Here is a 22,449-nt window from a genome sequence, read left to right as displayed (position 1 = left end):
ACACGGGGTATCCCCCTCCGCGAATGTCCCCCGCCTTCGGCTCCTCCTTTATTTCGCTGCGGGGGACACCCCATGCCCTCGGCACGGGAGAAGTCGCGCGAGTTCCGCTGATGCACCACTGCCGTGACGGATCACGCCGATGGTGTGCTCTGCGCAGCGAAACAAAGGAGGAGGCTTGCGGCCCTAGGCCGCGCCGGGGGACATTCGCGGAGCAGAGCATGCCGTCGGCGTGATCCCGCCCCAGGGAAGACGTTTTCATCCTTATGCCGCCTTCTTGAGCTTGGGATCGAGCAAGTCGCGCACGCCATCGCCCAGCAACTGCAGCGAGAGCGCCGTGAAGATGATCGCCAGCCCCGGGAACAGCACGACCCAGAAGGCCCGGTCCGCATACTGCTGGCTGCCCGCGACCATGGTGCCCCAGGTCGGGATCTCGGGCGGCACGCCGACGCCGAGGAAGGAGAGCCCCGCCTCCGCGAGGATGGCGTAGGCAAAGATGAAGGACACCTGCACCAGGATCGGCGACATCAGGTTCGGCAGGATGTGGCGCCACAGGATGCGCGAGGTGCGCACGCCCAGGGCGCGTACGGCTTCGACGAAGAGCAGCTCGCGCACCACCAGCGTGGAGGCGCGCACCACACGCGCCACGCGCGGCGTGTAGACCAATACCAGCGCCAGCACCACGTTGCCCAGCGAGGCGCCGAGGATCGCGACCAGCGCGATCGCGAGCAGGATGTCGGGAAAGGACATCATCGCATCGATCACGCGCATCAGCGGCGCGTCGAGCCGGCGGAAGAAGCCGGCCATCAGGCCGAGGATGGTGCCCGCGATCACCGAGCCCAGCGCCGTCAACGCCGCGATGGCGAGCGAATAGCGCGCGCCGTGGACGATGCGCGAATACATGTCGCGGCCCAGTTCGTCGGTGCCCATCAGGTGCGCGGCGCTCGGCGGCTTGAGTCGGTCGAGCACGGCCGTGTCGTTGGGGTCGGCCGAGGCGAACCATGGCGCACCGAGCGCGAGCACCGCGATCACCAGCAGCACCACGGCCGAGAGCATCACGATGCGGCGGTGCATCAGCTGGCGGAGCATTCTTGGAAGTCGCATGTCAAACCTTCACCCGCGGATCAACGACGGCGTACAGCAGGTCGATCGAGAAATTGATCAGCACGTAGATCGCCGCGATCACGAGCAGCGCTCCCTGGATCACCGGGTAGTCGCGCCGGAGCACCGCGTTCACCACCAGGTTGCCGACGCCGGGCAGGCCGAACACCGTTTCTGTGACGACCGCGCCGCCGATCATCAGCGCAATGGTGAGCCCCAGCACGGTGACGATCGGCACCAGCGCATTGCGCAGCGCATGCTTGAGCACCACCGTGCTTTCCGCCAGGCCCTTGGAACGCGCCGTGCGCACATAGTCCTCGCCCAGCACGTCGAGCATCGAGGCGCGTGTGAAGCGGATGATCAGCGCCGAGTTCAAGAGCCCCAGCACCGTGGCCGGCAGCATCAGCGCATGCAGGCGTTCGGTCAGCGGCGCTCCAGGCGCGCCGTAGCCCGAAGCCGGAAACCAGCCGAGCGAGACCGCGAAGAGCTGGATCAGCACGATGCCGAGCCAGAAGCTGGGGATGCTGGCGCCCAGCATCGCGATGCCGGTGAACACCTGGTCGACCACGCGCCCGCGGAACACCGCCGAGACGATGCCGCAGGGCAGGCCGATCAGCGCCGCGATCGCCACCGCCATCAGCGCCAGCAGCGTGGTCAGCTCCGCGCGCTCCATGAGCGCCTGCGTGACCGGCCGCTGCAGAAAGATCGACTGCCCCAGGTTGCCCTGCAGCACTTCGCGCAGCCAGTAGCCGAACTGCACCGGCAGCGGCTTGTCGAGGCCATAGTCCTTCTGCACGCGCGCGATGTCGGCGGCAGTGGCCTGGTCGCCCAGCAGCACCGAGACCGGATCGCCCGAGGCGGCGCGCGTGAGGATGAAGACCAGCACCGCCACGATGGCGAGCACGACCAGCATGCCCGCGAGGCGGGAGGAGAGATAGCGGACCATGGCTGAAGCGGCAGGTGCTTACTTGATGCGGGTGTTCCAGAAGAAGGGCCAGGTGGCCGGCTGGTAGTTGTCCAGCGCCGGGCTCTTGGCCGACAGCCCGTTGAACTTGCCGACGTTCACGTACGGCACCTCGTCATAGACCACCTGCTGCACCTTGCCCCACAGCGCGCCGCGCTTGGCCGGGTCGCTCTCGACATTGAAGGCGGACAGCGCCGCCTTCTTGGCGGGCGAATCCCACCAGCCCGGCGCGCCGTCGCCGAGCTGCGGCGGCGAGAGCATCGGCTCGGGGAACTGGCCCGAGTGCGTGACGTAGATGTCCCACAGCTTCGGGTCGTTGCGGCGCTGTACCAGCGTGGCCCAGTCGACCACGTTGAGCTCGACCTTGAAGCCAGCGCGCTTGAGCTGCTCGCCCATCAGGAGCGCCATGTTGTGGTGGAAGTCGTACTGGCGGCTGGTCAGCACGCGGATCGGCTCGCCCTTGTAGCCGGCCTTGGCCGCCGCCTCCTTGGCCTTGGGCGCATTGCGCTGGTTGTACAGATCGGTGCCGCCCGTGGCGTAGAAGGGCGAGCCCTTGGGAAAGTGATTGCCTTCAGCGACGAAGAAGCGCGTGTCGCCGAAGCCGGCCGCGAGCATCTCGCCCTCGCCGAGCGCGACCTGGATCGCCTGGCGCAGCGGCTGGCTGGCGGCCACGCCTTCCTTGGTGTTGAACACCAGGTAGGGAAAGCCGAAGGATGGCGTCATGATCGGCAGCGTCTTGCCGCTGGCCTTCTCGAGCCGCGGCAAGGCCTCCACCGGCAGCAGGTCGGCAAAGTCGTACTGGCCGGCCAGCGCACCCTCGACGCGCGTGTTCGCGTTGGGCACCGGCACGAAGCGCAGTTCCTCGATGGCCGCCTCCCGCCTGCCGCCGTAGCCGCTCGCAGGCTCCTTACGCGCGCTGTACTTGTCGAAGCGCGTGAGCAGCAGGTACTGGTCGGGCCGGCGCTCCTTGAACTTGTAGGGGCCGGTGCCGACGAATTCCTTCAGCGGCTGCGCGATCGAGTCCTTGGCCATGATCGCGGCCATGCCGCTCGGCAGCGCCAGCTGGGCGAGCAGCGGCGCATACGGCGCCTTCAGCACCAGCTCGACGCCGAGCGGGCCCTTGGCCCTGAGGCTCTCGAGCTCCTTGCCCACCGCCTTGCCGCGCGGCGACTGCTCGATCCAGCGCTGCAGGCTCGCCACCACGTCTTCGGCGTTCAGTTCGCGGCCGTTGTGCAGCATCACGCCCTTGCGCAGGGTGATGGCGTAGGTCTTGCCGTCGGCCGAGATCTTCGGCATGGTTTCGGCCAGCATCGGCACCACGTTCCATTTCGCATCGAAGGTGTAGAGCGGCTCGTAGACGTGCTGCATGATCGTGCCGATCAGGTCGGCGGTGGAGGCCATCGGGTCCAGCGTCTGCGGCTCGGCCACCATGGCCAGGGTCGCGAAATTGCGCGGACCGTGGGCCTGGGCCGGCGCCACGGCGAACAGCAGGCTGACGAGGAACGCGCCGAGCAGGCTGCGCTTCGAGAAGGCGGGCGTGGGCATCTGAAACTCCTTCATGGGTCGAGGAATATGAAAAATATTTTCTCTTTGGCCGGACTTTGAAGCATCAAACATGCCAAATCACGGGTGTAAACCCTAGGTTCAATGATTTTTGCTGAAATAGAATTTCAAACCCCACTCAACCCAGGAGCTTTTTATGCCGCTCGATTACCTCGGTGCATCCCCCAAGGCCTCGGACAACCAGGTCCGCCCCTTCTCGCCGGCCGTGCGGGCGGGCGATTTCATCTACGTGTCGGGACAGGTGCCCGCCGATGCGAACGGCGAGATCGTGGTCGGCGGGATCGAGGCCCAGACCCGCCAGGTGATGGAGAACCTTAAGTCGGTGCTCGCGCTGGCCGGCGCGACGCTCGACGACGTCTGCAAGAGCACGGTGTGGCTGCAGGACGCGCGCGATTTCGGTGCCTTCAACCGCGTCTACATGGGCTACTTCGGTGCCGGCCGCCCCGCGCGCTCGACCACCGAGGCGCGCCTGATGGTCGACGCCAAGGTCGAGATCGACGTCGTCGCCTACAAGCCGAAAGCCTGACGGCGATGCGCCCGAGCCGACGCGAAGCCCTGTTGTTGTGGGCCCTCGGGCTGAGCGCCCTGCCCGCGGCGCGTGCGGCCAAGGCCGGGCCCGGCGTCGCGCCCGCCGACCCCTGGCCACGCGCGTCGCAGGTCCCCGGCGGCATCGCGCGCCTGTCGCTGGGGCCGGCTGCTGCGCGGCCCGTCGCGCTCACTGACGGCGATGTCCCGTTGCTGGTGCTGGGAGACGCCATCGAATGGACGGCGCTGGTGGGCATTCCGCTCGCGGCGGCGCCGGGCGAGGCGCACATCCGCATCGTCGCCGGGCAAGGCGCCACCGCGCGCGAACTGCGCTACACCATCGCGCCCAAGGCCTACCGGGAGCAGCGCCTGAAGGTCGCCCCCCGCACCGTGGACCTCTCGGCGGAAGACACGGCCCGCTACGAGCGCGAGCGAACGCACCTGCAGACGGTGACGGCCACCTTCAGCCACCCCGAACCGCCCGGCGAGCTGCGCATGCGGGTGCCGGTCCCGGGCCGGCGCTCGAGTTCGTTCGGGCTCCGGCGCGTCTTCAACGGCCAGGCACGCAATCCGCACAGCGGCATGGACATCGCGGCCGCCACCGGCGCGCCCGTCGGGGCACCGCTGCCCGGCCGCGTCATCGACACCGGCGACTACTTCTTCAACGGCCATACGGTCTGGCTGGACCACGGCGGCGGACTGCTCACGATGTGCTGCCATCTGAGCGCCATCGACGTGAAGCCGGGAGATCGGGTGAAGCCCGGCGAGCGCATCGGCGCTGTCGGCGCCACCGGCCGCGCGACCGGGCCGCACCTGCATTGGTCGGTGATGCTCAACCGGGCGATGGTGGACCCGGCCTTGTTCATCTAGGGCCTGTCGACAGGCCCTAACTTCGCAACTCGGCCTTGCGCTGGATGATGCGCGACACCAGGCCGTAGTCGATCGCCTCCTCCGCCGACAGCCATCGGTCGCGTTCGATGTCGGCGAGCACGGCGTCCAGCGGCTTGCCGGTCTCGCGCGCGATCGCCTGGGCGACGCGTGTGCGAGCTCGCAGGATCTCGCGCGCGTGGATGGCAATGTCGCTGGCCGGCCCGCCCGCGCCGCCGCTCGGCTGGTGAATGAGGAAGCGCGTATTGGGCAGGCAGAAGCGCCGCTCGCGCGGCACCGCCAGATAGAGATGCGTGGCGGCGCTGCCGACCCAGCCGGTGCCGATCATGTTCACCGGGGCGGAAATGAAGCGCACGATGTCGTGGATGGCATCGCCCGACTCCAGATGCCCGCCGGGCGAGCTCACCAGGATATCGATCGGTTGCTGGCTGTCGGCGTCGAGGGCGATGAGCCGGCGCGCCACGTCGGCGGCCGACTGGTCGGTGATGGCGCCGAAGATCAGCAGCGTGCGCGATTTGAAGGCCTTCTCTTCCAGGTAGGAGCTGCGCTGCTCGAGCGTGGCGGAAGGCGGGAAGTCCGGGGTTTCCATGGGTCTCCTTGCGCTGTCTTGACGAACGAAACCCCAGTGTGGTGAGCGCGCGCAGCTTTGGCAAGCTGCACCGATGCGCGCCTACTTCGCAGCCGAAGCGGCATGCGCGGCGAAGACCTCGCGCAGCGCCTGCGCGGCGTCGATCGAGCGCGGAAAGCCCGCCGTGACGGTGGTGAGGTAGACGATCTCCTTCAGCTCTTCGGGCTTGACGCCCAGCTTCAGCGCATACCCTGCATGGATCTTCAGTACCTGGATGTTGCCGGTAGCGGCGAATGCGCTGACTGCGGCCAGCTGACGCGTGCGGTCATCGAGGCCGGGGCGCGCCCACACGTCGCCGAGCGAATAGTCGACGATCGCATCCGCAAGGAAGGGAAAGTCCTGACGCATGGCGTTCAACACGGGCTGGCCGGCGCCGCCTGACAACTTGTTCATGGTCGCGTCGCCGCGGGCGCGGCGGGTGGCAGAAGGGTCCTGCGCATGGGCGATGCTGCTCACGGCAAGAAGGCCGGCGACGAAGGCCGTCAAGATGGAACGGATCATGAGATTCTCCAGGCACGGGTGGATGAATCTGCATCGTAGGAAGGGGCGCCTTCGCCGCAGTAGCCCAATGCTCTTGGGAGCTTGCCTGATCGTCCGAGCCGCGCGCTCGCGACTCGGAGGCCGCGACGTTCAGCCCGCGAGGCGTCCCGCGGTGAGCCGCAGCACGCGGTCGCAGCGCTTGGCCAGGCTCTCGTCGTGCGTGACCACGACGAAGGCCGTGCGGCGCTCGTGCGCGAGCTGCAGCATCAGAGCGAATACGCTGTCGGCCGTGTTGCGGTCGAGGTTGCCGGTGGGCTCGTCGGCCAGCACGCAGTCGGGCTGGGTCACGAGCGCGCGCGCGATGGCGACGCGCTGGCGCTCGCCGCCCGAGAGTTCCGCCGGACGGTGGTGGACACGTTCGGCCAAGCCCACCGCGGCCAGCATCAGGCTCGCGGCCCGCGTCGCGGCCTGCGGCTCGGTGCGGCGGATCTTCAGCGGCATCGCCACGTTGTCGAGCGCACTGAACTCCGGCAGCAGGTGGTGGAACTGGTAGACGAAGCCCAGGTGCGCGTTGCGCAGCCGGCCCTGCTCGGCCGCATCGACATGCGCGATGTTCTCGCCGTGCAGCTCCACGCTGCCCGCGGTGGGCGCATCGAGCCCGCCCATCAGGTGGAGCAGCGTGCTCTTGCCCGAGCCCGAGGCGCCGACGATGGCCAGCGTCTCGCCGGCGCGCACGTCGAGGTCGACGCCGTGCAGCACGGTGAGATCGATGCGGCCTTCGTGGAAGCGCTTGGTCAGGCCGCGGACCTTCAGGACGACGCCATCGGCGGCGCCCCCCCCGAAGCCGATGGCGGCCCCCTCGGGGGGCCGCGAGGACACGTCAGTGCCGGAAGCCCTCTTATTCATAGCGCAGCGCCTCCGCCGGATTGACGCGGCTGGCGCGCCAGCTCGGGTACAGCGTGGCGACGAAGGACAGCGCCAGCGAGATCAGCGCGATCGGCATGATGTCGCCGCGCTGCGGGTCGCTCGGCATCTTGCTGATCAGGTAGATGTCCTGCGGCAGGAAGCGCGCATTGAAGAGCCGCTCCAGCGCCGGCACGATGACGTCGATGTTGTAGGCGATGCCGAGGCCCAGCAGCAGGCCGCCCAGCGTGCCGATCACGCCCACCATCGCGCCCTGCACGACGAAGATGCCCATGATGCTCTTCGGGCTCGAGCCCAGCGTGCGCAGGATCGCGATGTCGGCGCGCTTGTCGGTCACCGTCATCACCAAGGTCGAGACCAGGTTGAAGGCCGCGACCGCGACGATCAGCGTGAGGATGATGAACATCATGCGTTTCTCGACCTGCACGGCCGCGAACCAGGTCTTGTTCTGGCGCGTCCAGTCGCGGATCAGGAACTCGCCGGGGAGCGTGACGGCCAGCTGGTCGGCCACTTCGCGCGCCTGGTGCAGGTCCTTGAGCTTGAGGCGCAGGCCGCTGGGCCCTTCGAGCCGGAACACCCGTGCCGCGTCCTGCTCGTGGATCATCGCCAGCGCCGAGTCGTATTCGTAGTGGCCCGAATCGAAGGTGCCGACCACGGTGAACTGCTTGAGCCGCGGCACCACGCCGGCCGGCGTGACCTGGCCGCCGGGCGCGATCAGCGTGACCTGGTCGCCCACGCGCACGAAGAGCGAGCGCGCCAGCTCGACGCCGAGCACGATGCCGAACTCGCCCGGCACCAGCCTGGCCAGCGCACCCTGCTGCGCGGTGGTGGAGATGTCGGTCACCTGCGGCTCCAGCGAGGGCTCGATGCCGCGCACCAGCGTGCCCTTCATGTCCTCGCCGCGCGCGATCAGCGCCTGCGCGGCGATGAAGGGCGCGACGCCGATCACGTTCGGGTTCTTGCGCGCCGCCGCGGCGATCGCGTCGATGTCGGCCAGCGCCTGGCCGTCGCGCGAGAAGATCTCGATGTGCGAGATGACGCCGAGCATGCGGTCGGTCACTTCCTTCTGGAAGCCGTTCATCACGGAGAGCACGATGATCAGCGCCGCCACGCCCAGCGCGATGCCGAACATCGAGACGCCGGAGATGAAAGAGATGAAGCCGTTGCGCCGCGTCGCCCGGCCCGCGCGCGTATAGCGCCAGCCGAGCTGCAGTTCGTAGGGGAGTCGCATAGGGCAACGATTGTGGCATCCCGGACAATAGGCCCATGCCTCCATCGCCTACTTCGCGCCATTTGCTGATTCCATTTGCCGGCCGCAGCTCGCCGGCCTGCCGCGAAGCACTGGCCACGCTGCGCCTGCCGAAGCTCGAAGCGCTGCTCTCGCGTCTGGCGCTGGTGCACGAAGACACGCAGGACGACAACACGCTCTCGCCGCCCCACGAACGTGCATTGGCCGCGGCGCTCCGCATCGAAGCCGCCGATGGGCAGATCCCCTGGGCGGCGCTGGAAGCGAAACAGGCCGGGCTCTCGCCTACCGGCAACGGCGACAGCTGGGGTGTCGCCACCTTGTGCCATTGGCAGGTGGGCATCGACGACGTGGTGCTGGGCGACCCGGCCGCGATCCGGATCGACGCGGCCGAATCCGACGCCCTGCTCGCAGCCGCACGCCCCTTCTTCGAGGAAGACGGGATCGCGCTGCACGGGTCGGCGGCGCCCGGCCGCTGGCTGCTGCAGGGCCACGTGTTCGACGGCCTGGCCACCGCCTCGATCGACCGCGCGATCGGCCACCCCATTTCGCAGTGGTCGCCGCTTGCCGACGGCGCCCGCTCGCTGCGCCGCCTGCAGAACGAGATGCAGATGCTGCTCTACACCGAGCGCGTGAACGACGAGCGCGCGGCGCGCGGCGTGCCGCCGATCAATTCCTTCTGGCTCAGCGGCACGGGCCGCCTTCCCTCGTCCTACGCCGACGCATGGCCCACCGTGGCCAACGCGCTGCGCGCGCCGGCCCTGCGCGACGATGCCGCCGGCTGGAGCGCCGCCTGGACCGCGCTCGACGAAGGTCCCGTGGCCGAGCTGCTGGCCGTGTGCACGGAAGGCGACGACGTGACGATCACGCTGTGCGGCGACCGCGGTGCCCGGCGCTTCGGCGTGCAGCAGCGCGGCCTGGCACGCTGGGCCAAGTCCTTGTTCCAGCGCGAGGGCGCGCCGGCCGTGCTGGAGGCGCTGTGATGAAGATCGTCGCCCGCGACATACCGCCGCGCAGCGCCTGGGCACTCGAACAGGCCGGCGTGCATCCCTTGCTGGCGCGGCTCTATGCCGCGCGCGGCGTGCAGGGCAAGGACGAGCTCGACGACGGCCTCGTGCGCCTGCTCGCCCCCGGCACGCTGCGCGGCGCGCGCGAAGCCGCGGTGCTGCTGGCCGACGCCATCCGCGACGACAAGCGCCTGTGCGTCGTGGCCGACTACGACTGCGACGGCGCCACGGCCTGCGCGGTGGCGGTGCGGGGCCTGCGCCTGCTCGGCGCGAAGCAAGTGAGCTACCTGGTGCCCGACCGCGTGATCGACGGCTACGGCCTCACGCCGCCGATCGCCGAGCGCGTGGCCGCGAGCGGCGCCGACGTGCTGATCACGGTCGACAACGGCATCGCCAGCGTCGAGGGCGTGGCCGCCGCCAAGGCGCGCGGCCTCGCGGTGCTGGTGACCGACCACCACCTGCCCGGCCCGGCGCTGCCCGCGGCCGACGTGATGGTGAACCCCAACCAGCCCGGCTGCGAATTCGAGAGCAAGAGCATTGCAGGCGTCGGCGTGATGTTCTATGTGCTGCTGGCCTTGCGCTCCGAGCTGCGCGCGCGCGCGGTGTTCGACGTCGCCACGCAGCCCAAGCTGGATGCCTTGCTGCCGCTGGTTGCGCTCGGCACCGTGGCCGACGTGGTCAGGCTCGATGCCAACAACCGCCGCCTGGTCGCACAGGGCCTGCGCCGCATCCGCGCCGGGTCGATGCCGGCCGGCGTGGCGGCGCTCTTCAAGGCCGCGGGGCGCAACGCGGCAGCGGCCACCACCTTCGACTTCGGCTTTGCGCTGGGGCCCCGCATCAACGCGGCCGGACGCCTGGCCGACATGACGCTGGGCATCGAGTGCCTGCTGACCGAGGACGCGGCGCGCGCCGACGAGCTCGCGCGCCTGCTCGACGGCATCAACCGCGAGCGGCGCGACATCGAGGGCGGCATGCGCGAGCAGGCGCTGATGCTGGCCGAGACGCTGTTCGACGAGAGCCAGGCGCCGCCCGCCGCCATCAGCGTGTTCGGCGCGGATTTCCATGAAGGCGTGGTCGGCATCGTCGCCTCGCGGCTCAAGGACCGCTTCCACCGGCCCGCCTTCGTCTTCGCGGCCAGCGCCGCCGATGGCAAGTCGCACGAACTCAAGGGCTCGGGCCGCTCGATCCCGGGCTTCCATCTGCGCGATGCGCTGGACCTCGTGGCCAAGCGGCATCCGGGCGTGCTGCTGCGCTTCGGCGGCCACGCGATGGCGGCCGGCTGTACCGTGGCCGAAGAACATTTCGAGACCTTCGAGCGCGCGCTGGCGCAAGTGGCCATGGAATGGCTCGATGCCGCTGCGCTGACGCGCCGGCTCGACACCGACGGGCCGCTCGCGCCCGAATACCTGCGCGTGGACCTGGTCGACACCTTGCATCGCGAGGTCTGGGGACAAGGCTTCGCGCCGCCCACCTTCAGCGAAGAGGTCGAGGTCATCTCGCAGCGGCTGGTCGGCGAGAAGCATCTGGCGCTCAAGCTCAAGCACCAGGGCAAGCCGGTGGACGGCATCTGGTTCGGCCGCACCGAGCCGCTGCCGCCGAAAGTGGTGATCGCCTTCCGGCTCGATGCCGACGAGTGGCAGGGTGTGCGGCGCGTGCGCTTGCTGGTGGAAGGCGCCGAAGGCTGAAGCATGCAAGCCGAGCGACCCGATGCGACGCCGGTGCCGGTCCGGCCCGCGGCCACCGTGCTCATCTGCCGCGACAGCGCCGCCGGGCCCGAGGTGCTGATGATCCAGCGCCACGCGCTGTCGGACGCGCACGGCGGCTCCTACGTCTTTCCCGGCGGCAAGGTAGATCCGGCAGATGCTCGGCTCGACATCGACGCCCACCTTGATCAGCCGCCAGAGCGCCTGCACGCGCTGCTGTGCGAGGAGGACATCGACACCGCGACGGCCGCGGCCATCCACGTCGGCGCCGTGCGCGAGGTGTTCGAGGAATGCGGCCTGCTGTTCGCCCGCGAAGCCGGCGGCGAAATTCTTCGGCAGGCCGCGACGCTGGCGGCGGGCGGCGTTTCGTTCAACGACATGCTCGGCCGGCTCGCCGTTCGGCTGGACACGCGCGCGCTGCGCCCTTGGTCGCGCTGGATCACGCCGCTGCTGTCGCTGTCGTCGCCCGGCAAGCGCTTCGACACGCGCTTCTTCATCGCCCGCGCGCCCGCCGGACAGGATGCGCTCCATGACGCGCACGAAGCGGTGCACAGCGCCTGGCTGCGGCCGCGCGCGGCGCTGGAGAGCTACTGGCGCGGCGACATCGTCCTGGCCGCGCCGCAGATCATGAGCCTCGCCCACCTGGGCCGTTTCGAAAGCGTCGATGCGATGCTGGCCGAGGCCGACAGCCGCCCGCCCTGTCTCGTGCGTCCGCACACCTTCGAGTTCGAGGGCACGCGCGCCACCGCCTACCCCGGCGACGAACGCCATCCGGAGCGCGCTCGCGTCATGCCAGGCCCGCTGCGCCTGGTGATGCGCGGCAAGCGGCTCGAGCCGCCCGACGGCTTCGAGGGACTCTGGCGTTGAGAATCGGGTGATGGAAATTCTCACCCTGACGGCCCTGATCCTCTTCGGCGCCTATTTGATCAAGACCCGCGAGCAGAAACGGCGCGTCGCCCTCCTGGCCAGCCACCTCGGCAACTACCAGATCGAGCATCTGATGGAGAATCTGACCGAGGGCTACCTGCGCTGCCTAGGCGAAAACGATCCCGAGCGCCGCGACCAGATCTGGAGCCTGCTCGCCACCAGCGAGCAAACGCTTGCCGCCCAGTTCACGCGCTTCGCCGCGAAGTTCTCGAAGGTCGGCGAGGCCGATGCGCGCGTGAGCAAGTTCCCGATCGCGCTGCCCTTTGCGCAGACGCTGTTTCCCGGCAGCAGCTTTGACATGCGCGAGGCGCTGGCGATCCATGCGCGCGGCATCGCCGACGCGGTGGCGAACAGCGCCCAGCGCACGCCCAAGAGCAAGGCCTTCACGCTGTCGGCGGAGCTCTTCCTCATGCAGCACACCTGCCACTGGTTCTGCAGGTCGAAGGCAGTCGCCTCGGCACGGCTGCTGGCGCGCCACAAGACCTCCTACGCGCAGGTGCTCGATGCGGTGGCGCCGGCGACGCGGCGCACCTACCAGGCGCTGGTCGGCGACTGACCCGTCCTAGCGGCTGAACTCGCGGTTCAGCCCGATCGCCACACTGCGCACGCCCTCGGGCCCGGTGCGCGCCGCACTCACGTCGATGCTGATCAAGGGCGTCAGGCTGAAGCGCGCGCCGACGCGCGAAGTCCAGAGCCCGAAGGCACGGTTGCGCTCGGCGATCAGGGACACGGCGTCGTTCAGCGCCCATTCGCCGGCCAGTCCGCCGCGGCCGCTGCGCGCGCCGGTGCCGGGCGCCCAGTCGGCGCCCAGGTTGGCATGGACCTGCAGGCTGTCGGTCGCGCGCCAGGTCAGGGGAAGGACGAACTGTCCGCCGGCGCGGCCGCCGCGGCGCGGCAGCTCGAAAGTCGCGCCCATCGAGACGGCAGCGCTCCACTGCGCATCGGGGCCCTGCCCGAGAAAGGTCCACTTGAGCTGAGGCCCCAGGCTGTGCCTGCGCTCACCCGCCACCGCGATGCGGTCGATATTGAGGCCCAGCTCGACCGGGCCAACGCGGCAAGCCGGGCCCAGATGCCACAGCGTGGTCTGCTGGCCGCGGGTGCGCGTGCCCCACAGCTCGTACTGGCACTGGCCCGGATCGAGCGTGCCCGCATCGTCGACGTCGAAATGGCCGCCGGCCTGCACGGAGGCTGCAGCCAGCCACAGCGGCGTCATCGCGATGCGTCGGATCATGGCCGCGGATTCTAGGAGCGGCCGGTGTCCTTCAGATTTCGAACTGCGGCTGCAGCTCGCGAATGCGTTTCATCGCCACGCCGGCGGCCGCGGTGCGGGTTTCGACACCCAGCTTCACGTACACGCGCTCCAGGTGCTTCTTGGCGGTGGCGGGGCTCGCGCCGAGGATCTCGCCGATGTCCCTGTTGGTCTTGCCCTTGACCACCCAGTACAGCACCTCGGCCTCGCGCGCGGTGAGCTTCAGGCAGAGGCTCATGGCCTCGATCACCGCGGTGCCGGAGACCTCGCGCATGATGATCAGCCAATCGTCGCCCTCCTCGTCGTGCCCGGTCTGCTGGTGCAGGCGCAGGTTGAGCGAGGCGGCGCCCTGTGCGATCGAGAGCACGGGCGGCTCGACCTGGCGCTGCAGCGCGTCGGGCAGGTGCTGGCGCAGCCATTCGAGCACCACCGGGGGCGTGGCCGGCGCGGCCGTGGCGCAATAGCGCTGCAGCAGGTCGCGCGCCAGCGCGGTCTGCCAGACGAGCCGGCCCTCGGGCATGCGCACGGTGAAGCTCGCATAGCCGAAGGCGTCGAGCGCATTGCGCGCCTGGCCGGCCTGCTGCGCCGCCTGCCGCGCGGCGCGCGCGCCCTGCAGGTGCACGTTCATGCGCGCCAGCACTTCCTTGGGCTTGATCGGCTTGGTGACGTAGTCGACGCCGCCGGCCTCCAGCGCGGCGACCAGGTGTTCGGTCTCGGTGAGGCCCGTCATGAAGACGATCGGGATGTGGGCGGTCGCCGCATCGGCCTTGAGGCGGCGCGCGACCTCGAAGCCGTCGATGCCCGGCATCATCGCGTCGAGCAGCACGATGTCGGGGCGCGCCTGGGCCGCGCGCTGCAGGGCCTGCTCGCCGCTGGTCGCGACCAGCACCGCATAGCCGGATTCGTCGAGCGCATCGTGCAGCACCGCGAGGTTGTCGGGCACGTCGTCGACGATCAGCACCAGATCGCCGGTGCCCGCGTGCTCGCGCAGGCTGTGCACGAGGGGGCGCGTGAGTTCGCTGCTCATGGCGTACCCGCCGCTGCAATCAAGGCAAGGCTGATCGCGTCGAACTGGAACTGCCGTGCCAGCGCGCGCTGCGCGGCGGTCCAGCCCGCGCATTCCGGCTGGGCCGCGTCGATGGCATCGAGCTGGTTCATGATGCCGCGAAAGTAGCCCAGGCCGACGGCCTCTTCGAGTGCACGCAGGCTGGCCGCATCGGGCAGCACGGCCGCCTGCTGCGCGGGCGCCGGCAGCGGCGCCGCGGCCTTGTCGGTCCAGCGCAGCGCGAGCCGGCGCTCGAGCCAGTCGAGCAGCTCGCTGTGGCGCACCGGCTTGACGAAGAAGTCCTCGGGCGCGATGCCGACGTCGTTGTCCAGCCGCTTGTCGAAGGCGTTGGCCGAGACGATCGCGACCGCCGCCCCGGCAAGGCCGAGCGCGCGCGAGCGGCGAATGGTTTCCCAGCCGTCGATGCCCGGCATCGCGAGGTCGACGAACATCGCATCGGGGTGCCAGCCGGCGGCGATCAGGTCCAGCGCATCGTGGCCGCTGGCCGCCGTGCGCAGCTCGAAGCCCAGCGGCGCGAGCACATGCACGAGCAGGTCGCGATCGGCCTCTTCGTTGTCGACCACCAGCAGGCGGCGGCGCGGGCCTTCGTAGCCGCGCCGCAGCCGGGGCGCGGCCGCGGTCGTGCGCCGGCCGCCGGTGGCCGGCGCCTCGTGCACGCGCGGCAGGAACAGCCGCACCCGGAACACCGAGCCGGCGCCGGGCGCGCTCTGCACGTGCATCTCGCCGCCCATCAGGTCGATCAGCATCTTCGCGATGGTGAGGCCCAGGCCCGCGCCGGGCGCGGATGGGCCGGCGCTCGTGCCGCGCGCGAAGGGCTCGAAGATGCGGCTCAGTTCCTCGGCCGACATGCCGGGCCCGGTGTCCTCGACCTCGATCGCCGCGAACTCGCGCGCATAGCGCAGGCGCAGCGTGACCTGCCCGCCGGCGGTGAACTTGATCGCATTGCCCAGCAGGTTGATGAGGATCTGCCGCACGCGCCGCTCGTCGGCGCGCACCAGCTCGGGCAACTCGCCGGCGGGCTCGAAGCAAAAGGCCAGGCCCTTCTCGGCCGCCTGCAGCTCGAACATGTCGGCCAGCTCGCTCATGAGCTCGGCGAACTGCATGGGCTTGGCATGGAGCGTCAGCTTGCCGGCCTCGATGTGGGCGATGTCGAGCGTGCCCTCGATCAGCGACAGCAGGTGCTCGCCGCCGCGCTTGATGACCGCCACCGCCTGCTGCCGGTGCGGCGGCACGGCCGCATCCTCGCCCATCAGCTGCGCATAGCCCAGGATGCTGTTGAGCGGCGTGCGCAGCTCATGGCTGATGGCGCTGATGTAGCGGCTCTTGGCCTGGTTGGCCTGGTCGGCCTGTTCGCGCGCCTGCTCGGCCGTCTGCTTGGCGGCCTGCAAGGCGCGGTCGGTCTCGCGGTGCAGCTCGATCTCGCGCACCAGCAGGTGGGTCTGACGGTTCGATTCTTCCTGCGCCACTTTGCGGCTCTGGTGCGCGAGCACGAGCCACCAGGCGACGATGCCGGCAATCAGGAGCAGCGCCATGTAGGCCTTGAGAAAGCCCGAGCGCAGGTGCGCGGGCTGCACCGCTTCGGCCAATGCTCCTTCGCCCAGGCCGCGCAGTTCCTGCTGGTAGAGCACGCCGAAGACCGCGGCCAGGAGCGGCACCACGATCAGCATCAGGAGCAGGAAGTGGCCGAGCCCGGTGTCGAGGTAGGGCCAGACGCGGCGCGGCAGCAGCCAGCGCAGCGCGCCCGACCATTGCGCCGACAGGCTCGCCTGCGGCTTGCAGAGATCGCCGCAGCGCGCGTCGAGCGTGCAGCACAGCGAGCAGATCGCGCCCTGGTAGGCCGGGCAGTGCGCCATGTCCGGGCCTTCGTATTCGCGCTCGCAGATCACGCAGCGCTGCGTCCTCAAGCGCCGGTAGCTGCCGGCCTCCGATTCGACGCGCGCCCAGCGCACGGCCGCGCGGCCGGTGGCCGGTGCGAAAGGTGCCGAGCAGCAGTCGTCGGAAACCCGCGCGATGTAGTACTTGCCGCGCGTCGCCCAGGCGATCAGCGGCGCCGCGACGAAGGCCGTGCCCAGCGCGATCAGCGCCGAGAAGGCCTGCGCCATCGGCCCGAACACGCCCAGGTGCGCGGTGATCGACAGGGCCGAGGCCAGTGCCATCGCGCCGACGCCGACCGGATTGATGTCCCACAGGTGCGCGCGCTTGAACTCGATCCCGGGCGGCGAGAGGCCCAGCGGCTTGTTGACGACCAGATCCGCCACCACCGCCATCATCCATGCGATCGCGATGTTGGCGTAGAGGCCGAGCACGTCGCCCAGCGCCTCGAACACGTTCATCTCCATCAGCATGAAGGCGATCAGCGCATTGAACACCACCCACACCACCCGCCCCGGATGGCTGTGCGTGACGCGCGAGAAGAAATTGCTCCAGGCGAGCGAGCCTGCATAGGCGTTGGTGACGTTGATCTTGAGCTGCGAGATCACGACGAACAGCGCCGTCGCGGCCACCGCCCAGCCGTATTTGGGGAACACGTACTCGTAGGCCGCCAGGTACATCTGATTGGGGTCGACCGCACGCTCGGGCGGCACCATGTGGCCAATGGCGAGGTAGGCGAGCAGCGCGCCGCCCAGCATCTTGAGCACGCCCAGCACCACCCAGCCCGGCCCGCCCACGAGCACGCCGGCCCACCAGCGGCCGCGGTTGGCGGCTGTGCGGACCGGCATGAAGCGCAGGTAGTCGGCCTGCTCGCCCATCTGCGTGATCAACGCGATGCCGACGGTGAGCGCGGCACCGAACAGGTGCATATCGAAACCGATGGCGCCGGGCTTGATGCCGTTGTAGTGCACGATGCCTTCGAACGCACCAGGATCGCGCACCAGCACATAGCCAAAGGGCACCACCAGCATCACGAGCCAGATCGGCTGGGTCCAGACCTGCAGCCGGCTGATGGCCGAGATGCCGTGCGTGACCAGCGGAATCACCACCAGCGCGCAGACCAGGTAGCCCCACACCACGGGGATGCCGAGGGCGAGCTCGAGCGCATAGGCCATCACCGCCGCCTCGAGGGCGAAGAAGATGAAGGTGAAGGAGGCGTAGATCAGCGAGGTCAGCGTGGAGCCGATGTAGCCGAAGCCGGCGCCGCGCGTGAGCAGGTCCATGTCGACGCCGTAGCGCGCCGCGTAGACGCTGATCGGCAGGCCGGCCAGGAAGATGATCAGCCCGGTGACCAGGATGGCCCAGGCCGCGTTGATGAAGCCGTACTGCACCAGCAGCGTGGCGCCGACCGCCTCCAGGATCAGGAAGGAGGCCGCGCCGCCGAAGGCCGTGCTCGCCACGCGCCACTCCGACATGCGGCGGAAGCGCTGGGGCGTGTAGCGCAGGGCGTAGTCCTCCAGCGTTTCGCGCGCCACCCAGCTGTTGTAGTCGCGCCGGACCTTGACGATGCGCTGCGGTGCATCGTCGCTCGGGAGCGGGGGAACGGCGGTAGAGTCCACGGGTTCAAAGTGCAGCTTTCATGCCATCGCAACAGGCCGGCGCCGGGCCGCCCCAAGGCGGCCTGAGGCCTCCTCGGGGGGCAGCGAGTACACGCAGTGAAGGAGCGTGGGGGCCATGACGACGGCACGAGTGTTGCAATATTGCTGCCCATGGAACTGACACCGCGAGAAAAAGACAAGTTGCTGATCTTCACGGCCGCCCTGCTGGCCGAACGGCGCCGCGCACGCGGGCTGAAGCTCAACTACCCCGAGGCCGTGGCGCTGATCTCGGCCGCCGTGATGGAGGGTGCGCGCGACGGCAAGAGCGTTGCCGCCCTGATGAGCGAGGGCCGCAGCGTCCTGTCGCGCGCGGACGTGATGGACGGGGTGGCCGAGATGATCCCGGACATCCAGGTCGAGGCCACCTTTCCGGACGGCACCAAGCTCGTGACCGTGCACCAACCCATCGTTTGAAAAACCAACCGTCACCACCATGCGCCTTCTTCGCCAAGCCCCTCTGCTCCTGATCGCGGCACTGCCGCTGGCCGCGGCCGCCCACACCGGCGCCGATGCCGGCCTGCACCACGGATTCCTGTCCGGCTTCCTGCATCCGCTGACGGGGGTTGACCACCTGGCCGCGATGGTGGCGGTCGGCCTGTGGAGCGCACTCACGGCACGCCGTGCCTGGCCCGATCTTCTGTGGGCGCCTCTGGGCTTTGCACTGATGCTGCTGGCCGGCGCATTGCTTGGCCTGGCGGGCGTGCAGCTGCCGGCGGTGGAGCCGATGATCGCCGCCTCGCTGCTGGCGCTGGGCCTGCTGGTTCTCACGCAGCGTCGCCTGCCGGCGCTGGCCGCGGCAGCGCTCGTCGGCGTATTCGCTGTCTTCCACGGCGTGGCACACGGGCAGGAACTGCACAGCGAATCCGGCGCCGCGCTCACGCTGGCCGGCATGCTCATCGCCACCGGACTTCTTCATGCGGTCGGCATTGCGATCGGCTGGTCGCTGCGCCATGCCAACCGCTGGGTGCCGCGCGTTGCGGGCGCAGCGGTCGCGATCTTCGGCGTCGCCCTGCTGGGCGGACTCGCATGACGCCCGGCGAACTCATCACCGACGAGGGCGACCACGTTCTCAACCCCGGCCGCCGCGCGGTCACGCTGGTGGTGCAGAACACCGCCGACCGGCCGATCCAGGTCGGCTCGCACTACCACTTCGCCGAGACCAACGGCGCCCTGGGCTTCGACCGCGAGGCCGCGCGCGGCATGCGCCTGAACATCGCCTCGGGCACTGCGGTGCGCTTCGAGCCGGGCCAGCAGCGCACGGTCGAGCTGGTCGATTTCGCCGGCGACCGCGTGGTCTACGGTTTCCGCGGACTGGTGCAAGGAAAGCTCTGAACATGGCAACCATCGGCCGGCGTGCCTACGCCGAAATCTTCGGCCCCACCGTGGGCGACCGCGTGCGCCTGGCCGACACCGACCTGGTGATCGAGGTGGAAGAGGACTACACCCTGCGCGCCGGCGGATACGGTGAAGAAGTCAAGTTCGGCGGCGGCAAGACCATCCGCGACGGCATGGCGCAATCGCAGCGCACGCGCGCCGAAGGCACGGTCGACACGGTGATGACCAACGCGCTGATCCTCGACCACTGGGGCATCGTCAAGGCCGACATCGGCCTGAAGGGCGGGCGCATCGTCGCGATCGGCAAGGCCGGCAATCCGGACGTGCAGCCGGGCGTGGACATCGTCATCGGCCCGGGCACCGAGGTCATCAGCTGCGAGGGCAACATCGTCACCGCCGGCGGCATCGACAGCCACATCCACTTCATTTGCCCGCAGCAGATCGAGGAAGCGCTGGCCTCGGGCGTCACCACCATGCTCGGCGGCGGCACCGGCCCCGCGACCGGCACCTTCGCGACCACCGCGACGCCCGGGCCCTGGCACATCGAGCGCATGCTGCAGGCGGCCGATGCCTTCCCGATGAACCTCGGCTTCCTCGGCAAGGGCAACGCGAGCCTGCCGGCCGCGCTGCACGAGCAGATCGATGCCGGCGTGATCGGGCTCAAGCTGCATGAAGACTGGGGCACCACGCCGGCCGCGATCAGCAACTGCCTCGACGTGGCCGACGCCACCGACACGCAGGTCGCGATCCACAGCGACACGCTGAACGAATCGGGCTTCGTCGAGAACACCATCGCGGCGGTGGGCGGCCGCGCGATCTGCGCCTTCCACACCGAAGGCGCCGGCGGCGGCCATGCACCCGACATCCTGCGCGTGGTGGGCGAGCCGAACTTCCTGCCCTCCTCCACCAATCCGACCATGCCCTACACCGTGAACACACTCGACGAACACGTCGACATGTTGATGGTGTGCCACCATCTCGATGCCGGCATCCCAGAGGACCTGGCTTTCGCCGAAAGCCGCATCCGCAAGGAGACCATCGCGGCCGAGGACATCCTGCACGACCTCGGCGCGATCAGCATGTTCAGCTCCGACAGCCAGGCCATGGGCCGGGTCGGCGAAGTCGTCATCCGCTGCTGGCAGACGGCGCACAAGATGAAGGGCCAGCGCGGCAAGCTGCCGGAAGACGGCGCGCGCAACGACAACTTCCGAGCCAGGCGCTACGTCGCCAAGTACACGATCAACCCCGCCATCGCCCACGGGATCGCGCACGAGGTGGGCAGCATCGAGGTCGGCAAGTGGGCCGACCTGGTGGTGTGGAAGCCGGCCTTCTTCGGCGTCAAGCCCTTCACCATCATCAAGGGCGGCACCATCGCGATGGCCGCGATGGGCGATCCCAACGCCTCCATTCCGACGCCGCAGCCGGTGCACTACCGCCCGATGTTCGGCGCCTTCGGCGGCTCGCTGGCGAAGAGCTCGCTGACATTCGTCTCGCAGGCCGGCCTGGCCGCCGGCGTCGGCGAGCGCTACGGGCTTGCCAAGACCCTGAGCGCGGTGAAGAACATCCGCGGCATCCGCAAGCAGCACATGGTGCACAACGCCTACACGCCGAAGATGGAGATCGATGCGCAGACCTATGCGGTGCGGGCCGACGGGCAGTTGCTCACCTGCGATCCGGCGGTTTCGCTGCCGATGACGCAGCGGTACTTTTTGTTCTAGCTCGGGTCCTGCGTGTCGCTCTTGGCTAGCGCGCGCAATACGCCCCAGCGCTCGCGCATGATCTCTCGGCCGATCTTCATCTGCTCCTCGAACTCGTCAGCTGAAGTCGACAATGAAAAGCCATTGGCGTTTTCGGTAAGCAACACCCTGTCGCCGGCTTTCCAGTTCAGCCGCACGAGCAATTCCTCAGGCAGGATCAAGCCCACCGAGTCTGCACCGACTTGAGTCAACTGCAGAATAGTCATCGTCGTACAGCCGCTGTTAGGGTTCGCCATTATCGAATGGCCGCAGCACACACTCCACATTGATCCCCATGCTCACAGCCAACAAACTCATGCCCCAGGGCGGCGGGCTCGCGCCCGTGTTGCGGAAGCGCGCCGCCACCGTCGAACTCGACTGGGACGTGCGCCAGAAGAGCCGCTTCGACGCCACCGATTCGCAGGGCCGCCAGATCGGCGTGTTCCTGCCGCGCGGCACGGCGGTGCGCGGCGGCGACGTGCTGGTGGCCGAAGACGGGTCGCTGATCAAGGTGATCGCCTCGGCGCAGCCGGTGCTGGTCATCACGCATTGCAGCCAGCACGGCACGCCTTTCGACCTGATGCGTGCGGCCTACCACCTGGGCAACCGGCATGTGCCGATCGAGCTCCAGCCCGATCACCTGAAGATCGAACCCGACCATGTGCTCGCCGGCATGCTGCGCGCGATGCACCTGATCGTGCGCGAAGCCGAGGCCGCCTTCGAGCCCGAAGGCGGCGCCTATGGCGCGCAGGGCAGCGGTCACGGACATTCGCACGGCGCGGCGCCCGTGGGACCGGTGCTGCATCCCGACGCCTACGCGGGGTCGCACGACCACGACCACGGCCACGGCCACGATCATTCGCACGGCCACTCGCACTGATGGACGACGCGCCGGGCGCCCTGCCCGCTAGCAGCCTGCTGCAGCTGATCTGGCTGGCCTCGCCGGCGCTGCCCGTCGGCGGCTTCTCCTATTCGGAAGGCCTGGAAGCGGGCATCGAATGGGCCGGCCTCGCCACCGAAGAGGCGGCCTCCGACTGGCTGGCCGACCAGCTCCACCTGAGCCTGGCGCGTGCCGACCTCGCCGTCGTGGCGCAGGCCATCCCCGCTTGGCGCAACGGCGACGCGGCACGCGTCCGCGCGCTCAACGACTGGGTGTTCCAGACCCGCGAATCCGCCGAGTTCCTGCTGCAGACCGAGCAGATGGGCCGCTCCTTCGTCGAATGGCTCAAGCTGCACCATGCCGATACTGCGAGCGTCTTCGATGGTCTGCCCGCAAGCTATCCCGTCGCCTTCGCCTTCGCCGCCAGCCGCACCGCAGCGCCGGTGCGCGACGCCTGCCTGGCCTTCGCCTTCGGCTGGGCCGAGAACATGGTGGCGGCGGCGGTCAAGGCCGTGCCCTTGGGCCAGAGCGCCGGCCAGCGCATGCTGGGCCGGCTGGCCGCAGAAATTCCCACAGCGGTCGAGAGTGCGCTCACACTGGAAGATGATGAACGCCAGGCCTTTTCCCCCATGCTCGCCGTGCTGTCGGCGCGCCATGAAACCCAGTACTCGCGCCTCTTTAGAAGCTAGAAGCTGAACCA

23 protein-coding genes are annotated in these 22,449 nt (G+C 69.3%); 12 read left to right on the top strand and 11 right to left on the bottom strand.

Annotated features, from left to right (window positions below; genetic code table 11):
• Positions 1-261: 261 nt before the first annotated feature.
• The 3 genes from AC3A6B_RS20285 to AC3A6B_RS20275 are packed head-to-tail and all read right to left on the bottom strand — an operon-like array spanning position 262 to position 3,607.
• Entirely contained in the window at positions 262-1,101 is an 840-nt protein-coding gene (locus AC3A6B_RS20285) for an ABC transporter permease (RefSeq protein WP_487838458.1), read from the bottom strand.
• Position 1,102: 1 nt separating this feature from the next.
• A complete protein-coding gene (locus AC3A6B_RS20280) occupies positions 1,103-2,044 on the bottom strand; it encodes an ABC transporter permease (RefSeq protein WP_487838457.1) in 942 nt (313 codons plus the stop codon).
• Positions 2,045-2,062: 18 nt separating this feature from the next.
• Entirely contained in the window at positions 2,063-3,607 is a 1,545-nt protein-coding gene (locus tag AC3A6B_RS20275) for an ABC transporter substrate-binding protein (protein ID WP_487838456.1), read from the bottom strand.
• Positions 3,608-3,761: 154 nt separating this feature from the next.
• Between AC3A6B_RS20275 and AC3A6B_RS20270 the strand changes: the two genes are divergently transcribed.
• Entirely contained in the window at positions 3,762-4,151 is a 390-nt protein-coding gene (locus AC3A6B_RS20270) for a RidA family protein (protein ID WP_487838455.1), read from the top strand.
• Between the two features lie 5 nt (positions 4,152-4,156).
• Positions 4,157-5,020, top strand: coding sequence for a peptidoglycan DD-metalloendopeptidase family protein (locus AC3A6B_RS20265; protein WP_487838454.1), 864 nt, complete (start codon positions 4,157-4,159; stop codon positions 5,018-5,020).
• Between the two features lie 16 nt (positions 5,021-5,036).
• Here AC3A6B_RS20265 and AC3A6B_RS20260 read toward each other — a convergent pair whose 3' ends face one another.
• The 4 genes from AC3A6B_RS20260 to AC3A6B_RS20245 all read right to left on the bottom strand — a co-directional run bounded on the left by AC3A6B_RS20260 (position 5,037) and on the right by AC3A6B_RS20245 (position 8,301).
• A complete protein-coding gene (locus tag AC3A6B_RS20260) occupies positions 5,037-5,627 on the bottom strand; it encodes an ATP-dependent Clp protease proteolytic subunit (RefSeq protein WP_487838453.1) in 591 nt (196 codons plus the stop codon).
• An 81-nt stretch (positions 5,628-5,708) separates the two neighbouring features.
• Positions 5,709-6,167, bottom strand: coding sequence for a carboxymuconolactone decarboxylase family protein (locus AC3A6B_RS20255; RefSeq protein ID WP_487838452.1), 459 nt, complete (start codon positions 6,165-6,167; stop codon positions 5,709-5,711).
• A 129-nt stretch (positions 6,168-6,296) separates the two neighbouring features.
• Positions 6,297-7,052, bottom strand: coding sequence for a lipoprotein-releasing ABC transporter ATP-binding protein LolD (gene lolD / locus AC3A6B_RS20250; RefSeq protein WP_487838451.1), 756 nt, complete (start codon positions 7,050-7,052; stop codon positions 6,297-6,299).
• Positions 7,045-8,301, bottom strand: a complete 1,257-nt coding sequence (locus AC3A6B_RS20245) for a lipoprotein-releasing ABC transporter permease subunit (RefSeq protein WP_487838450.1) — start codon at positions 8,299-8,301, stop codon at positions 7,045-7,047. Before AC3A6B_RS20245 ends, lolD begins: the two co-directional genes overlap by 8 nt.
• Before the next feature lie 35 nt (positions 8,302-8,336).
• Here AC3A6B_RS20245 and AC3A6B_RS20240 point away from each other — a divergent pair, with 35 nt between their 5' ends.
• Genes AC3A6B_RS20240 through AC3A6B_RS20225 form a run of 4 tightly spaced genes read left to right on the top strand, consistent with a single transcriptional unit; the run spans position 8,337 to position 12,509 of the window.
• Entirely contained in the window at positions 8,337-9,299 is a 963-nt protein-coding gene (locus AC3A6B_RS20240) for a hypothetical protein (protein WP_487838449.1), read from the top strand.
• Positions 9,299-11,008: a single-stranded-DNA-specific exonuclease RecJ gene (gene recJ / locus AC3A6B_RS20235; protein ID WP_487838448.1), complete on the top strand. Its 1,710-nt coding sequence runs from the start codon at positions 9,299-9,301 to the stop codon at positions 11,006-11,008. Before AC3A6B_RS20240 ends, recJ begins: the two co-directional genes overlap by 1 nt.
• Before the next feature lie 3 nt (positions 11,009-11,011).
• Positions 11,012-11,893, top strand: a complete 882-nt coding sequence (locus tag AC3A6B_RS20230) for an NUDIX hydrolase (protein ID WP_487838447.1) — start codon at positions 11,012-11,014, stop codon at positions 11,891-11,893.
• Between the two features lie 10 nt (positions 11,894-11,903).
• Positions 11,904-12,509 carry a hypothetical protein gene (locus AC3A6B_RS20225; RefSeq protein ID WP_487838446.1) on the top strand — a complete coding sequence of 202 codons (606 nt, stop codon included), beginning with the start codon at positions 11,904-11,906 and terminating at the stop codon, positions 12,507-12,509.
• Positions 12,510-12,515: 6 nt separating this feature from the next.
• On the opposite strand, the gene AC3A6B_RS20220 is transcribed toward AC3A6B_RS20225, so the two are convergent.
• The 3 genes from AC3A6B_RS20220 to AC3A6B_RS20210 are packed head-to-tail and all read right to left on the bottom strand — an operon-like array spanning position 12,516 to position 17,759.
• Positions 12,516-13,184 carry a hypothetical protein gene (locus AC3A6B_RS20220; RefSeq protein ID WP_487838445.1) on the bottom strand — a complete coding sequence of 223 codons (669 nt, stop codon included), beginning with the start codon at positions 13,182-13,184 and terminating at the stop codon, positions 12,516-12,518.
• 31 nt (positions 13,185-13,215) lie between these two features.
• On the bottom strand, positions 13,216-14,229 hold the full coding sequence (locus tag AC3A6B_RS20215; RefSeq protein WP_487838444.1) for a response regulator: 1,014 nt from the start codon (positions 14,227-14,229) through the stop codon (positions 13,216-13,218).
• Complete coding sequence (locus AC3A6B_RS20210; protein WP_487838443.1) at positions 14,226-17,759, bottom strand: hybrid sensor histidine kinase/response regulator; 3,534 nt, start codon at positions 17,757-17,759, stop codon at positions 14,226-14,228. The genes AC3A6B_RS20215 and AC3A6B_RS20210 overlap by 4 nt, the downstream gene beginning before the upstream one ends.
• A 150-nt stretch (positions 17,760-17,909) precedes the next feature.
• On the opposite strand from AC3A6B_RS20210, the gene AC3A6B_RS20205 reads away from it, so the two are divergent.
• The 4 genes from AC3A6B_RS20205 to ureC are packed head-to-tail and all read left to right on the top strand — an operon-like array spanning position 17,910 to position 20,851.
• Complete coding sequence (locus AC3A6B_RS20205; RefSeq protein ID WP_093108993.1) at positions 17,910-18,212, top strand: urease subunit gamma; 303 nt, start codon at positions 17,910-17,912, stop codon at positions 18,210-18,212.
• Between the two features lie 19 nt (positions 18,213-18,231).
• Positions 18,232-18,828 (top strand): HupE/UreJ family protein, encoded by a 597-nt coding sequence (locus AC3A6B_RS20200; RefSeq protein WP_487838442.1) that lies wholly within the window; start codon positions 18,232-18,234, stop codon positions 18,826-18,828.
• On the top strand, positions 18,825-19,130 hold the full coding sequence (locus AC3A6B_RS20195) for an urease subunit beta (RefSeq protein ID WP_487838441.1): 306 nt from the start codon (positions 18,825-18,827) through the stop codon (positions 19,128-19,130). Before AC3A6B_RS20200 ends, AC3A6B_RS20195 begins: the two co-directional genes overlap by 4 nt.
• 2 nt (positions 19,131-19,132) lie before the next feature.
• Positions 19,133-20,851 (top strand): urease subunit alpha, encoded by a 1,719-nt coding sequence (ureC, locus tag AC3A6B_RS20190; protein WP_487838440.1) that lies wholly within the window; start codon positions 19,133-19,135, stop codon positions 20,849-20,851.
• On the opposite strand, the gene AC3A6B_RS20185 is transcribed toward ureC, so the two are convergent.
• Entirely contained in the window at positions 20,848-21,096 is a 249-nt protein-coding gene (locus tag AC3A6B_RS20185) for an AbrB/MazE/SpoVT family DNA-binding domain-containing protein (protein ID WP_487838439.1), read from the bottom strand. The two genes, ureC and AC3A6B_RS20185, sit on opposite strands and share 4 nt — an antisense overlap.
• A gap of 68 nt (positions 21,097-21,164) precedes the next feature.
• Between AC3A6B_RS20185 and ureE the strand changes: the two genes are divergently transcribed.
• Positions 21,165-21,749 carry an urease accessory protein UreE gene (gene ureE / locus AC3A6B_RS20180; RefSeq protein ID WP_487838438.1) on the top strand — a complete coding sequence of 195 codons (585 nt, stop codon included), beginning with the start codon at positions 21,165-21,167 and terminating at the stop codon, positions 21,747-21,749.
• Positions 21,749-22,438: an urease accessory protein UreF gene (locus tag AC3A6B_RS20175; RefSeq protein WP_487838437.1), complete on the top strand. Its 690-nt coding sequence runs from the start codon at positions 21,749-21,751 to the stop codon at positions 22,436-22,438. The genes ureE and AC3A6B_RS20175 overlap by 1 nt, the downstream gene beginning before the upstream one ends.
• Positions 22,439-22,449: the final 11 nt, after the last annotated feature.

This window comes from Variovorax sp. Soil_C_33 (genome assembly GCF_057656935.1).
The sequence above is the reverse complement of the archived record's forward strand: the minus strand, read 5'-3'. Positions and strand labels throughout refer to the sequence as shown.

What these genes read in the sequence shown, in the direction of transcription:
- AC3A6B_RS20255 (WP_487838452.1), bottom strand. Translation starts at nt 6,167, where the DNA reads ATGATCCGTTCCATCTTGACGGCCTTCGTCGCCGGCCTTCTTGCCGTG.
- AC3A6B_RS20280 (WP_487838457.1), bottom strand. Translation starts at nt 2,044, where the DNA reads ATGGTCCGCTATCTCTCCTCCCGCCTCGCGGGCATGCTGGTCGTGCTC.
- AC3A6B_RS20285 (WP_487838458.1), bottom strand. Translation starts at nt 1,101, where the DNA reads ATGCGACTTCCAAGAATGCTCCGCCAGCTGATGCACCGCCGCATCGTG.
- ureC (WP_487838440.1), top strand. Translation starts at nt 19,133, where the DNA reads ATGGCAACCATCGGCCGGCGTGCCTACGCCGAAATCTTCGGCCCCACC.
- AC3A6B_RS20240 (WP_487838449.1), top strand. Translation starts at nt 8,337, where the DNA reads ATGCCTCCATCGCCTACTTCGCGCCATTTGCTGATTCCATTTGCCGGC.
- AC3A6B_RS20185 (WP_487838439.1), bottom strand. Translation starts at nt 21,096, where the DNA reads ATGACTATTCTGCAGTTGACTCAAGTCGGTGCAGACTCGGTGGGCTTG.
- AC3A6B_RS20205 (WP_093108993.1), top strand. Translation starts at nt 17,910, where the DNA reads ATGGAACTGACACCGCGAGAAAAAGACAAGTTGCTGATCTTCACGGCC.
- ureE (WP_487838438.1), top strand. Translation starts at nt 21,165, where the DNA reads ATGCTCACAGCCAACAAACTCATGCCCCAGGGCGGCGGGCTCGCGCCC.
- AC3A6B_RS20275 (WP_487838456.1), bottom strand. Translation starts at nt 3,607, where the DNA reads ATGCCCACGCCCGCCTTCTCGAAGCGCAGCCTGCTCGGCGCGTTCCTC.
- AC3A6B_RS20195 (WP_487838441.1), top strand. Translation starts at nt 18,825, where the DNA reads ATGACGCCCGGCGAACTCATCACCGACGAGGGCGACCACGTTCTCAAC.
- AC3A6B_RS20225 (WP_487838446.1), top strand. Translation starts at nt 11,904, where the DNA reads ATGGAAATTCTCACCCTGACGGCCCTGATCCTCTTCGGCGCCTATTTG.
- AC3A6B_RS20245 (WP_487838450.1), bottom strand. Translation starts at nt 8,301, where the DNA reads ATGCGACTCCCCTACGAACTGCAGCTCGGCTGGCGCTATACGCGCGCG.
- AC3A6B_RS20200 (WP_487838442.1), top strand. Translation starts at nt 18,232, where the DNA reads ATGCGCCTTCTTCGCCAAGCCCCTCTGCTCCTGATCGCGGCACTGCCG.
- AC3A6B_RS20270 (WP_487838455.1), top strand. Translation starts at nt 3,762, where the DNA reads ATGCCGCTCGATTACCTCGGTGCATCCCCCAAGGCCTCGGACAACCAG.
- AC3A6B_RS20230 (WP_487838447.1), top strand. Translation starts at nt 11,012, where the DNA reads ATGCAAGCCGAGCGACCCGATGCGACGCCGGTGCCGGTCCGGCCCGCG.
- AC3A6B_RS20220 (WP_487838445.1), bottom strand. Translation starts at nt 13,184, where the DNA reads ATGATCCGACGCATCGCGATGACGCCGCTGTGGCTGGCTGCAGCCTCC.
- AC3A6B_RS20265 (WP_487838454.1), top strand. Translation starts at nt 4,157, where the DNA reads ATGCGCCCGAGCCGACGCGAAGCCCTGTTGTTGTGGGCCCTCGGGCTG.
- recJ (WP_487838448.1), top strand. Translation starts at nt 9,299, where the DNA reads ATGAAGATCGTCGCCCGCGACATACCGCCGCGCAGCGCCTGGGCACTC.
- AC3A6B_RS20260 (WP_487838453.1), bottom strand. Translation starts at nt 5,627, where the DNA reads ATGGAAACCCCGGACTTCCCGCCTTCCGCCACGCTCGAGCAGCGCAGC.
- lolD (WP_487838451.1), bottom strand. Translation starts at nt 7,052, where the DNA reads ATGAATAAGAGGGCTTCCGGCACTGACGTGTCCTCGCGGCCCCCCGAG.
- AC3A6B_RS20215 (WP_487838444.1), bottom strand. Translation starts at nt 14,229, where the DNA reads ATGAGCAGCGAACTCACGCGCCCCCTCGTGCACAGCCTGCGCGAGCAC.
- AC3A6B_RS20175 (WP_487838437.1), top strand. Translation starts at nt 21,749, where the DNA reads ATGGACGACGCGCCGGGCGCCCTGCCCGCTAGCAGCCTGCTGCAGCTG.